Below are 12,075 nucleotides of genomic sequence, written 5' to 3'. Positions count from 1 at the left end.
CCGGCGACGGCGCTTTTTCACCCACACCACAACGCTTACTACCGGCGCGAGCGAACTCTCGGGTGTGCTTGGAGATATCGACCACATCGAAATCGAGGCGAGTGACGCAGAAGAGATGGCGGAGTTCCTGAAGTCCCTCGGCTACGAGGAGCACCGGGAGACGACGCACCACGGCCAGTCCTTCGAGCTCGTGCCCGAGGACGGCGACGGCCCGCTCTTCGAGATTCACACGGTCGAGGGCGAGGAAGTCCCCGGCATCAACCACATCGCCTACGCCGTCGAGGACATCGAGGCGATCACGGAGAAACTCAAGGAGGACGAGAACGTCGACCAGGTCTCCGATCCCTACTACGTCGAGCACACGGGTCGCACCATCACGAACTTCCGCGACCCCGACGGCCGTCGCTTCCAGATGGTCGAAGACGACGAGTAACTCCGCGACGACCCACCACGTCTTCATTTTTATCGCGCCAACCGCGTAGCGTCCGCGCCGTCCGTTCCATCTATCGGAATCTATAACTTCGGAGACCGTGCACGACCAGACGGTATGGATCAACACAACTCGTTCCGCGAGAGCATCGAGAACGGCGAGGTCGTCCTCGGCGCTCGCTCCGTGACGTTCTCGCCGACGGTCATCGAGGTGTACGGCGACCTCGGTATCGACTTCGTCTGGCTCGACTTCGAGCACCAGGGTCCGAGCCCGTACGACAGCACGCTCTTCGAGGACCTGACGCGCGCCGCCGAGGTCGGGGGCACCGAACTCTTCGTTCGCCTCCCCTCCGCCGACCCCGCGCTCATCCGCAAGGTCCTCGACGCGGGCGTCCGCAACGTCTTCATCCCGCGCGTCGACTCCGCCGAGGAGGTCCGCCGGGCCGCGAAGGCGACGCGCTTCGTCTACGACGGCGAACCCGGCGAGCGCGGCCTCGCCAGCGGGCGCTCCCGGACGTGGGGGAGCGCGGACGACTACGTCGAGACCGAGGACGAGGAGGTCTGTCTCGGCGTCATGATAGAGAAGACGACCGCCGTCGACGACCTCGAGAACATCCTCGACGTCCCGGAACTCGGCTTCGTCTTCATCGGCCCCTCTGACCTCTCCGTGCAGATGGGCCACCCGAACGAGAAGTCCCACCCCGAGGTCCAAGCACAGATCGCGGACATCCAACAGCAGTGTCTCGACGCCGGCGTCCCGATGGGCTGCATCGCGAACGAGCCCGAAGCGGTCGCCGAGGCCATCGACGACGGCCACCAGATCATCCGGATGGGCGGCGACCTCTCCTCCGCGAAGGCCGTCCTGAGCGAGCGCCTCGACCGGATCGACGACCTCCGCTAGGCCGTCCCGAGACGGGACGCTTCTTTGCGCTCCGGCCCGAACGACGTGACGATGACGGACCACACGGACCGGAAGCGCGAGACGGCGGCGTCGTTCGGTGCCGCCGCGGACGCCTACCTGGAGAGCGACGTCCACGGCGAGGGCCGCGACCTCGAAACGCTGGCGGACTGGTGTGCGGACGCGACGACCGCACTCGACGTCGCCACGGGTGCCGGCCACACCGCGGGGGCGCTCGCCGACCGCGGCGTCCCCGAGGTCGTCGGCCTCGACGCGTCCCCCGAGATGGTGCGGACCGCGACGGACGCCTTCGACGGCGTCGCAGGCGTCGTCGGTGACGCCGAACGCCTCCCGGTCGCGGACGACGGTGTCGACGCGGTGACGTGTCGCATCGCCGCCCACCACTTCCCCGACCCAGAGGCCTTCGTCGCGGAGGCCGCGCGCGTCCTCACCGCGGACGGGCGGCTCGTGGTCGAGGACAACGTCGCGCCCCCGGACCCCGACCTCGGCGCGTTCCTCAACCGCGTCGAGCGCCTGCGCGACCCGAGCCACGTCGAGTCCTACACCGTCGAACAGTGGCGCGAGTGGCTGCGCGACGCGGGGTTCACCGTCGAGCGGACGGCGCGGTTCAAGAAGACGCTCGACTTCGACGCGTGGGCGGCCGCCCAATCGCTCGACGGCGAGACGCGCGAGCGCGTCGAGACCATCCTCCGCGAGGCCGACGCGGACGCCCGCGACCTGTTCGAGATCGAGACGCGCGACGGCGACGTCGAGTCGTTCGCCAATCTGAAGGCTATCTTCGAGGCGACGCTGAGCGAGTGAGCCTCAGTAGACGTTCTCGACGATTCCCTCGTCGAGGTCGTCGAAGCTTTCGAGGTAGTCGCGGCGCTCGGCGCGGAGTTCGCGGCGCTTCTCGTCGTAGTCCTCGACGTAGTCGGCGACGTCGTACGCCTCGATGTCCATCCCCGGCACCGACGTCGGGACGGCGAACCCGCGCTCGGCGGCGTCGTCCCACTCGACGCGCCCGCGAGAGATTTCGCGGAGTATCGTCGTGGACTCCTCGACGCCGATGGACTTGGCCTTCTCGCCGAGGTAGCCGGTGTTGAGCACGTAACACTCGACGCCGAGGTCGTCGACGAGGTCGCGGAAGCGATTGCCCTCCTCGCCCTCCGAGCCGACGATGAAGGGGTTCGTCCCGACGACGCGGATGGCCTCGCCGGCGCTCGACGGGTCGCCCGCGCTCGTCTGGATGGACTCGCCGAGCATGAACGCCGCGGCGGCCGCGTCCGCCGGGAGCTTCACGACGGGCGGCATCGTCGGGTTCCGCGTGATGAAGAACACCTGCTGGGCGCGTTCGAGGTCGATCTCCTCGGCCGCGGAGTCGAGGTGCTCGCGGAGGACCGCGGCGCGCCCGTTGCTGGTGTACGTCTCGCTGTCGAAGTCGACGGTGCCGTCGTCGGCGACGTCGACGTTCTCCAGGACGGCCGTCTCGTGCGTGACGGCGTCGTACACCTCGGGTTGCTCGTCGGCGTCGAGGCCGATGGTCTTGAGGTAGAGCCCGTTGCCCTCGCTCCCGGCGACGGTCCCGTTCGGCAGGAGCGCGCAGACGTCGTCCTGCACCATCACGGCGTCCTCGGGGTCGTCGAGGCCGAGACCGTGGGCGGTGAGCGTCGACTTCCCCGTCCCGGAGAGCCCGAGGAAGACCTGCCCGACGGTTCGGAGGTCACCCTCGTCGTCGTGGACCGTGACCCGCTTGCTCCCCGCGTGGAGGCCGAGCCCGCCGGCCCGCTTCGCGCGGTACATGAACAGGCGGAGGGCAGCCTTCTTCGCCTCGCCCGTGTAGTCGCTCCCGAGGACGGCGGTGACGCCGGCGTCCGGGACGGCGCGGATGGCGAGGTCGTCGTGGTCGGGGAGCTGGACGGTGAGGAAGTCCGGCTCGGCGTCCGCCGGCGCGGGCTCGAAGAGCCGCGTGACGGCGAGCGCGATGCGGCCGTACTCCTTTGGCACGTAGTAGCGGTAGTGGTAGGTGTGCTCGGGGTGACGACCGACCTGTCGGTCGATGCAGAGCATCTCGTCCTCGCGCGCGTGTGAGAGCGCCTCCGTGATGCGGTCGTAGTCCGCGCGCTCGAACTCGTCGTCGACGTCGTTTTTCGTCCGGTCGGACGAGCGCGAGCGCTGCTCGCTGACGTACGCGGGCGAACCGAACTCCGTCGTCGTCTCCAGGTGCGCGGAGAACTCGCGCAACTCCGCCTCGTCGGGGTTGTACACGACGTTGTCCGCGTCGGCCGGGTCGGGGAGCGCCTCCGCTGCCGACGGCACGGCGTCTTGTTTACTCATTACTGTCCGACCGTTGTGTCCCCACCGACAAATAGTTATACATCGCGCCAGCAGGCCGCGGTACGCGGTATCGTCTACCGTGACTGCGTCTGCGTTCGTCGGGACCGCCGCGCGCCGTCGTTCTCACGCACACTCAGCGGTACAGAAGGCTTAATGATGGTTCACGAATGATACCCGTATATGTCCGAACCAGAGCTGGCACGTATTGGGCACGTCGCGCTCGAAACGGCGGACCTCGACGCGTCCCTGGCGTTCTTCGTCGACGCCGTCGGGTTCGAGGAAGTCGAACGACAGGACGGCACGGTCTACCTCCGCGCGGTCGACGAGTTCGACCACCACTCGGTCAGCCTGACGGAGGCCGAGCGGGCGGGCGTCGACCACATCGGCTGGCAGACCCGGAACCCAGAGGACCTCGAGGCGTACGCGGAGATGCTCGAAACCGAGGAGGGCCTCGACGTGACGTGGGTCGACGCCGACGAGGAGGCCGGACAGGGCGAAGCCATCCGCTTCTCGACGCCGCACGGTCATCCCTTCGAGTTCTATCACGAGATGGAGAAGCCCGACCCGCCCGCCGAGCGGCGCTCGAAGCTGAAGAACAAGACCTACTCCCGGACGACGACGAACGCCATCGCCCCCCGCCGCATCGACCACGTCCAGATTTGGGACGCCGACGCCCCGGGGTGTGCCGAGTGGCTCCAGGAGGCCCTCGATTTCAAAGTGCAGGAGTACTACGACCGCGAGGACGGCTCGCGCTGGGGGACGTTCGTGAGCGCGAACGGGAACAAGATCGAGGCCGCGGTCATCGACGACGAGGCGGAGCAACCGCCGGGCCTCCACCACATCGCCTACAAGGTCGACAGCGCGGACGACCTCTTCGACGCGGCGGACGCGATGAACGAACGCGGCGTTCCCACGGACGGCATCGGCCAGCACTCCATCTCCCGCGGGAAGTTCCTCTACACGCGCGACGAGGAGAGCGGCCACCGCATCGAGTTCAACGCCGGCGGCTACCTCGTCTTCGACCCCAACTGGGAGCCCATCGCGTGGCAGGAGGGCGACCTCGAGGACCGCCAGTGGATCGGCCAGATCGAGTCGACCGACCGCGTCCAGTACTGACGCACCGGACGTCTTTCCGTTTTTTCGGCGCGCCACCCGCGTAGCGACGCGTAGCGACGCGTCCGTCGGCGCTCGCGTCGTGCGCGCACCCCCGCATCCACCCTATCCGAATATTCCGGAAAATATATCGGCGTCAGTCACGATAGTGCGTGTATGAGCGACGATCCCCGTTCGCTGACGACGATTCGGCGGGCGTTCGAGGTACTCGACGTCCTCCAAGAGACGAACGGGGCCGGCCCGACCGAGCTCGCGCGGCGCATGGACCTCCCGAGCAGCACGATGTACGACTATCTCCGGACGCTCCACGAGACCGGCTACGTGACGCGGGAGGACGGCGAGTACCGCCTCAGCCCGCGGATATACACGATGGCCGGCCGGATGAAACACCGCGACCGGCTCTTCCAGACCGCGAAACCCGAGATGAAGCGCGTGGCGAACGACACGGACGAACTCGTCGGGCTCACCATCGAGCACGACGGCAAGGGGTTGATACTCCACCAGGAGGAGGGCCCACAGGCGTTGAACCTCGGGACGTATCCGGGTGCGATGACGCCGCTGCACACGCACGCGTCCGGGAAGGTGATACTCGCGTACCTCCCGGACGACGAAGCGGAGGCGATCTTACGCGACGGCCCGCTGGCACAGCGCACCGAACGGACCGTCACGGACCCCGACGCCCTTCGGGCGGAACGCGAACGCATCCAGGAGCGCGGCTACGCGGTCGACTGGGACGAGCAGGTCATCGGGATGGGCATGATAGCGGTCCCCATCCTCATCGACGAGCGACTCCACGGCGCGCTGAACATCGTCGCCCCGACGGGCCGCGTGCAGAACGAGTCGTACCAGGAGGAGCTCCGCCAGAAGATAGAGGAGTCCGTCAACCGCATCTCGATCAACTATCAGTACGGCGGTTCGGGGACGCCGCGCGAGCCCTGACTCGGCTCGTCCGGAGCATCTCGGACGCCGCCGCATCGTCTCCGTTGGCGCTCGAACCGCCCGAATCGCTCGGCCGTCGTGGCTACCCGTCCGGCCCGCCGGTCCACGACCGCGGTTCTTTACGGCAATAGGTCTGTAAATATACCTCATCATATATCGAGACGTATCCGACACTCTCGGAGACGAGGACGACACGGCCGGACGGCCGTGAGGAACGCGTGGCGGTCCGCACGGGCGACGGGATGGACGGTTGTCGTCGTGGGACGGCGCGTCGGCTGACTCTCGGTCCGTGCTACGTCATCTATTCACGGCGAGCACGCGCTCTCGCGCGGACGGGAGAAAACGACGGCTGACAGTTCCAACGCGCGACGACGGCGTCGAGGCGCGTTATTCGATGGCCTCTTCGAGCGGCTCGCGCACCTTGTCGGGGATGACCATGCTCTGTTTGTCCTCGTCGACGCAGACGTGCTGTTCGTGCCCCTCGAAGGCGACGGCGCCGTCCTCGTGGCGCGCCGTGAAGTCGAAGCCGAGGCTCTTGTTGCCGATGTCGGGTTCGACCTCAATGCTGATCGTGTCGCCGACGAACACCGGCTTGCGGAACTCCATGTCCATCGCCACGAGCGGCAGGTCCATGTCGAACTCCTTGACGTCCCAGTAGGAGATACCGATGCTCTCCATGAACTCCTCACCGGCCTCGTGCATCGCGTCGACGAGACGCGGGTAGTACGCGATACCTGCCGGATCGACTTGGCCCCAGTGGCACTTCCATTCGTGCTCGAACATCACCCGGAAGATGAAGTTTATACACAAATCCCTTTCGGTGCCGTCTCCCCGCGAGGCCCGCAGCGGAGGTATGCGTCGTCGGCGAGACCGAGAACGCGGTGTTCGGGCGGCGGGACGTCGGCGGGACGCGCCGAGACCTCGGTCGATGCGAACTCTCAAAGTATAAGTGAGAGCGCTATTATCTATCGTTATATGCAACACGGGTCCGAGCACGACGTTCCCGCGATTAGAGACCTCTCGGCCATCGCAGCGGAGAACAACCCGAACGGAACGGCGTTCGGGACCGGGGTGGACGGTCGGACGATGACGTGGGAGGAGTTCGACCGGGAGAGCAACCGGGTCGCGAACGGACTCCGGGAGTACGTCGCGCAGGGCGACCGGGTGGCGATGCTCTGTCAGAACTCCCTCGACCACGTCTCGCTGTGGAACGGGGCGCTGAAGGCGGGGTGTACGGTGTCGAACCTCCACATCCGTGCGTCGCCGAACACGGTCCAGCACTGCATCGACGAACTCCGCCCGCGGGTGCTCGTCGTCGACGAGCGCACCGCCGAGTTCTTCGAGGAGCGCGTCCGGGAGAAGATCAGCACCGACCTGGCGGCGGTCATCACGCTCGCGGACCCGCAGGCGGACTACGAGCAGTCGAAGGCGGACCTCATCGAGGGCCAGTCGGCCGCCGAACCCGACGTCCGCGTCAACGAGGACGACCTCGCCGCCGTCCTCTGGACCTCCGGCACCACCGGCCAGCCCAAGGGTTGGTGTTTCACCAACCGCGCCCTCTACCTCCGCGGGAGCACGCTCGTCGACGTCGCGGAGGTGAATCGCTCGTCGCGCCAGCCGAACACGTTCACGCCGTCGTTCGCGGCGTGGTACTCGGTGATGCTCCCCGCGCTCGTCTCCGGGGCGGAGACGCACTTCCTCAGCAACTGGGACGTCGAGACCTACCTCGACATGATCGAGGAGCACGAACTCACCACGGGGATGCTCGTGCCGACGATGTGGCGCGAAATCCTGCGCTCGGACGCCCTCGAAGAACACGACGTCTCCTCGCTCGATGCGATCACGTCGGCCGGCGAAGTGCTGGACGCGACGACGCTGCGCAACCTTCGGGAGAAACTCTGCTCCGACGTGAAGAACATGTACGCGGCGACGGAGTCGTTCTCGACGGTGATGCAGAACGCGGAGTTGAACGAGGAGCGCGTGGAGAGCGTCGGGAAGCCCGTTCCGGGGGTTCGGTTGCGGATCGTCGAGGAGGGCGGGTCGTACGACGACGTCGTCCCGCAGGGTGAGGTCGGCGAACTCGTCATCAACGCGCCGGACGCGCCGGTGTGGGCGTGGGGGAACACCCAGAAGACCGACGCGTCCTTCGAGGACGGCTGGTGGTACTCGGGGGACCTGGGCTACCGCAGCGAGGACGGATTCATCTACCTGGAGGGCCGCAGCGACCTGATGATTCTCTCGAAGGGTATCAAGGTCTACCCCGCCCCCATCGAGGAGCGCCTCAACGAACACCCCGGCGTCGAGGAGGCGGCCATCGTCGGCGTCAAGGACGAGGAGTACGGGGAGAAGGTCACCGCCTACGTCAACCGCTCGGACCCGGACGTCACGGCCGACGACCTCGACGACTGGTGTATCGCCAGCGACAACCTCTCGCGGATGGAACGCCCGCGCACCTACCACTTCGTCGACGAGCCCCTCCCCCGCACCGCCACCGGCAAACTCGACCGTCTCAGCGCCAAGCAGCTCGGCGACGACGAGTAACGCTCACGCGCGGTCCGTCCCCGCTCCGGTCCCGACTCGTTTCTCCGTTCGTCCCCGTTCTCGACGTGCCCCGTCCCCGCTCTCGCGCCCCGTCGCCGCCGACGGCGACGTCCGCCGGTTCCGCCGACGGTTCGACCGTCCGTCGACCACCACGAATGATTGTTGGAGTGTCACGAACGAACGTGCCCCGAAAGCATTAACCTCCCCGAAAGATAATGGACGGACCAGAGATGTTCCCACAGACGATCCCGTCCGTCGCTCCCGGACGACGGGCGGCAGAACGAACCGGGTCTGGTCGGTGGTACCGTGCTCTCCATTGAGGGGCTCACCAAGGAGTTCGGCTCCCTCGTCGCCATCGAGGACCTCGACTTGGAGCTCGAACCGGGAGAGATTCACGGGCTCATCGGCCCGAACGGCGCGGGGAAGACCACGACCATCAACCTCATCACCGGCGACCTCGCCCCCACTCGCGGCACCATCATGTACGACGGCGAGGACATCGCCGGCCGTTCGCCCACCGATATCGCGAACATGGGTATCGGACGGTCGTTCCAGGTCGTTCAGTACTTCCCCGAGATGACCGTCCGCAAGCACCTCCGGCTCGCCTCGCGGGACCCGACGCGGACGGTCCTGAGCGCGTTCACTCCGCGGACGGACTACACGGAGAAGATAGAGGAGATAGCGGAGACCGCACACCTCGACGGCCGACTCGACACGGTCGCGAAGAACCTCTCCCACGGCGAACAGCGGTTCCTCGACATCGCCATGGTACTCGCCATGGACCCCGAAGTGATCCTCTTCGACGAACCCGCCGCGGGGCTCAACCACTCGGAGACCGAGGAGGTCCGGCAGATATTCGAGGACATGCGCGGCGACTACACGATGCTCGTCGTCGAACACGACATCGACCTCGTTCGCGCGCTCTCCGACCGCATCAGCGTCCTCCACAACGGCTCGATTCTCACGACCGGGCCGCCCTCGGAGGTCGTCGAGAACGAGACTGTCAAGGAGGTGTATCTCGGTGAGTGAACTCCTCTCCGTCGAGGACCTGAACGCCTACTACGGCGAGAGCCAGATACTCTTCGACGTCTCCATCGACGTCGGCGACAACGACGTCGTCGGCATCTTCGGCCGGAACGGGATGGGGAAGACGACGCTGCTCGACAGCATCGTCAACCGCATCGACCGCAAGACCGGCCGCGTCGTCTACGACGGCGAGGACATCTCGGAGTGGGAGACCCACGACATCATCCGCGAGAAAATCGCGTACGTCCCCGAGGACCGCGAGATATACCCGGCGCTGACCGTCCGTGAGAACCTCGAACTCGCCGCACCCCGCACCATCGACCGCTCGACGCGCGAGGAGCGACTCGACTACGTCTTCGAGAAGTTCGAGCGCCTCGGCGAGCGCGAGTCGCAGCGCGGCGGGACGCTCAGCGGCGGCGAACAGCAGATGCTCGCCATCGGGCGCGCGCTCGTCACCGACCCCGACCTCCTCCTCCTCGACGAACCGACGGAGGGGCTCGCACCGACGATCATCGACGACGTCATCGAGATACTCGAAGAGCTCGTCACCGAGGACCGCGCGGTGTTGATAGTCGAGCAGAACATCACGCGGATGCTCCCGCTCATCGACCGCGGCTACATGATCGAGACGGGGCGCATCGTCGCCGACGGCGACGCGGACTACCTCGACGACGAGGAGCTACAGGACGAGTACCTCACGGTCTGAGGCGACTGCCACCCCCACCCCCTTGGTGGGTAACAGAAGACATAAGACGGTGTGGCGTAACCTCTACCCCAATACGAAAGATAATGACTATCGAAAACACCTCGGACGCCGAACTCGGGAAACGGGCGATTATCGCGCCGTTCCCGTGACACACTGATGGACAGCACACAACCCCCAACGCCATGATGTACCACCTACCGCTCCTCACGTCGAGCGAGTTCGCCACGTACCTGCTGAACGGGATCAGCCAGGGCATGATAATCTTCCTCGTCGCCAGCGGGCTGACGCTCATCTTCGGCCTCATCGGGCTGATCAACTTCGCCCACGGGGCGCTGGTCGCCCTCGGTGGCTACGGCACGCTCCTGATCGCCGACGCGACCGGAAGCTTCTGGCTCGGTCTGTTCGGCGCAATCGCCCTCGTCGCCCTCCTCGGTCTCGTCCTCGAACGCAGCGTCCTCCACCGGGTCTACGAGCGCCCGCTCCTCGGATTCCTGGGGACGTTCGGGATGTACGTCGTCATCGAGGAGCTCATCTCCTTCCAATTCGGCGACCAGGCGAGACAGATCGCCTCGCCCCTCCCCGGCTACGTCAGCTTCATGGGCGCGACGTACCCGAAACACCGGCTCCTGATAATCGCTATCGGGTTCGCCGTCGCCCTCGGTATCGGTGCCCTGCTCTCCTACACGCGACTGGGCATGGAGATACACGCGACCGCCACGGAGTCCGAGACGGCCGAAATCCTCGGCGTCGACTCCGCGCGCGTGTACACGCTCACGTTCGTCATCGGCGCTGCGCTCGCCGCGCTCGCCGGCGGTCTCACCGGGCCCGTGACGTCCGTCTCGCCCGGGATGGGGATGAGCTACATGATCCTCGCATTCCTCGTCATCATCGTCGGCGGGATGGGGAGCTTCAAGGGCTCGTTCCTGGTTAGCCTCATCGTCGGGCAGATAACCGCCTTCGGCTGGCTGTTCCTCCAGCCGACGTACGTCCGTCTCGGCGTCTTCGTCGCCGCGATGGTGTTCATCCTGTACAAGCCACGTGGCTTCTTCGGGAAGCCGGAGGTGTTCGAATGAGCGCCGTCGCCGAACTCCGTCGGTACTTCACGGAGACGAAGCGGTGGCTGCTCGTCCCCGTCCTCCTGCTGGCCATCCTGCCGCTCGTCACCGAGCAGTACTTCCTCAGCATCGCCACGCAGGCGATCATCCTCGGGTTGTTCGCCATCTCCGTCGACATCGCGCTCGGCTACGTCGGGCTGTTCACGCTCGCCCCCGCGGCCTTCTTCGGCATCGGCGCGTACTCGGTGGCGAAGCTCGTCGTGGACTACGGCTCGTCGTACTGGCTCGGCTTCCCGGCCGCCATCGTGCTCGCCGTCGTCATCGCGGTCCTGATAGGCTACGGGCCGATCAAGCGCCGCATCGGGCTCGTCTACTTCGTCCTGTTCACGCTCGCGTTCGGCGTGCTCGTCCACGACTTCACGTACGCGACGACGTGGCTCACCGGCGGGTCGAACGGGCTCGGCTACCTGACCGCGCCGACCCTGTTCGGCATCGACCTCTCCCGGACGGTCCCGTACTACTACTTCGCGCTGCTCGCCGTCGTCGTCGTCGCGGGCCTCCTCTACTGGCTCCTCTCCTCGGACTACGGGGACGTCCTCCACGCGACGCGGCAGAACGAGGTCCGGATGCGCTACCTCGGCTACGACACGGACCGGGAGAAGCTCATCGCCTGGGTCCTCTCCGCGACGGTCTCCTCGATAGCCGGCGCGCTCTACGTCGCGACGGTCAACGTCGCCTCGCCGTCGCTCATGGCCTTCAGCCTGACCGGCGAGGTCACTATCTGGGTCGTCATCGGCGGACTCGGAACCTTCTTCGGGCCGTTCCTCGCCGCGTTCGGCCTCACGATATTCGAGTCCTACCTCGGTGCGGTGCTCCCCGAGGGGTACCTGCTGATTCTGGGTGCCCTCTTCATCGTCTTCGTCTTCGTCCTTCCGGACGGACTCGTCGGCCTCCTGCAGCGCTGGCGCGACGGCGAGTAACCGTCCGCCCTCGCTGATACCGAAACGTTATAAACTCGGAGGTCCACTCAT

12 protein-coding genes are annotated in these 12,075 nt (G+C 66.4%); 10 read left to right on the top strand and 2 right to left on the bottom strand.

The annotated features are described in order from the left end of the window. Positions 1-64: 64 nt before the first annotated feature. The 3 genes from IEX84_RS04945 to IEX84_RS04935 all read left to right on the top strand — a co-directional run bounded on the left by IEX84_RS04945 (position 65) and on the right by IEX84_RS04935 (position 2,149). Complete coding sequence (locus IEX84_RS04945) at positions 65-433, top strand: VOC family protein (RefSeq protein ID WP_188870436.1); 369 nt, start codon at positions 65-67, stop codon at positions 431-433. A 114-nt stretch (positions 434-547) separates the two neighbouring features. Continuing rightward, entirely contained in the window at positions 548-1,330 is a 783-nt protein-coding gene (locus tag IEX84_RS04940; protein ID WP_188870434.1) for an HpcH/HpaI aldolase family protein, read from the top strand. A 51-nt stretch (positions 1,331-1,381) separates the two neighbouring features. Then, positions 1,382-2,149 carry a class I SAM-dependent methyltransferase gene (locus IEX84_RS04935; protein ID WP_188870432.1) on the top strand — a complete coding sequence of 256 codons (768 nt, stop codon included), beginning with the start codon at positions 1,382-1,384 and terminating at the stop codon, positions 2,147-2,149. A gap of 3 nt (positions 2,150-2,152) precedes the next feature. On the opposite strand, the gene IEX84_RS04930 is transcribed toward IEX84_RS04935, so the two are convergent. Further along, entirely contained in the window at positions 2,153-3,664 is a 1,512-nt protein-coding gene (locus tag IEX84_RS04930; RefSeq protein ID WP_188870430.1) for a phosphoenolpyruvate carboxykinase (ATP), read from the bottom strand. 180 nt (positions 3,665-3,844) lie between these two features. Here IEX84_RS04930 and IEX84_RS04925 point away from each other — a divergent pair, with 180 nt between their 5' ends. Together IEX84_RS04925 and IEX84_RS04920 are read left to right on the top strand one after the other, a co-directional pair. Then, entirely contained in the window at positions 3,845-4,780 is a 936-nt protein-coding gene (locus tag IEX84_RS04925) for a VOC family protein (RefSeq protein ID WP_188870428.1), read from the top strand. A gap of 153 nt (positions 4,781-4,933) precedes the next feature. Further along, complete coding sequence (locus IEX84_RS04920) at positions 4,934-5,716, top strand: IclR family transcriptional regulator (RefSeq protein ID WP_188870426.1); 783 nt, start codon at positions 4,934-4,936, stop codon at positions 5,714-5,716. A 387-nt stretch (positions 5,717-6,103) separates the two neighbouring features. Here IEX84_RS04920 and IEX84_RS04915 read toward each other — a convergent pair whose 3' ends face one another. Continuing rightward, positions 6,104-6,499 carry an acyl-CoA thioesterase gene (locus tag IEX84_RS04915; RefSeq protein ID WP_229732309.1) on the bottom strand — a complete coding sequence of 132 codons (396 nt, stop codon included), beginning with the start codon at positions 6,497-6,499 and terminating at the stop codon, positions 6,104-6,106. Between the two features lie 192 nt (positions 6,500-6,691). On the opposite strand from IEX84_RS04915, the gene IEX84_RS04910 reads away from it, so the two are divergent. The 5 genes from IEX84_RS04910 to IEX84_RS04890 all read left to right on the top strand — a co-directional run bounded on the left by IEX84_RS04910 (position 6,692) and on the right by IEX84_RS04890 (position 12,024). Next, positions 6,692-8,257 (top strand): class I adenylate-forming enzyme family protein, encoded by a 1,566-nt coding sequence (locus tag IEX84_RS04910; RefSeq protein ID WP_188870422.1) that lies wholly within the window; start codon positions 6,692-6,694, stop codon positions 8,255-8,257. A 306-nt stretch (positions 8,258-8,563) separates the two neighbouring features. After that, positions 8,564-9,286 carry an ABC transporter ATP-binding protein gene (locus tag IEX84_RS04905; RefSeq protein ID WP_188870420.1) on the top strand — a complete coding sequence of 241 codons (723 nt, stop codon included), beginning with the start codon at positions 8,564-8,566 and terminating at the stop codon, positions 9,284-9,286. Continuing rightward, positions 9,279-9,989 carry an ABC transporter ATP-binding protein gene (locus IEX84_RS04900; RefSeq protein ID WP_209590329.1) on the top strand — a complete coding sequence of 237 codons (711 nt, stop codon included), beginning with the start codon at positions 9,279-9,281 and terminating at the stop codon, positions 9,987-9,989. The genes IEX84_RS04905 and IEX84_RS04900 overlap by 8 nt, the downstream gene beginning before the upstream one ends. Positions 9,990-10,171: 182 nt before the next feature. Next, positions 10,172-11,062, top strand: coding sequence for a branched-chain amino acid ABC transporter permease (locus tag IEX84_RS04895; protein ID WP_188870418.1), 891 nt, complete (start codon positions 10,172-10,174; stop codon positions 11,060-11,062). Next, positions 11,059-12,024: a branched-chain amino acid ABC transporter permease gene (locus IEX84_RS04890; protein ID WP_188870416.1), complete on the top strand. Its 966-nt coding sequence runs from the start codon at positions 11,059-11,061 to the stop codon at positions 12,022-12,024. The genes IEX84_RS04895 and IEX84_RS04890 overlap by 4 nt, the downstream gene beginning before the upstream one ends. Positions 12,025-12,075: the final 51 nt, after the last annotated feature.

The sequence above is a fragment of the Halarchaeum rubridurum genome (assembly GCF_014647115.1).
GTDB classification, from domain to species: domain Archaea; phylum Halobacteriota; class Halobacteria; order Halobacteriales; family Halobacteriaceae; genus Halarchaeum; species Halarchaeum rubridurum.
The sequence above is the reverse complement of the archived record's forward strand: the minus strand, read 5'-3'. Positions and strand labels throughout refer to the sequence as shown.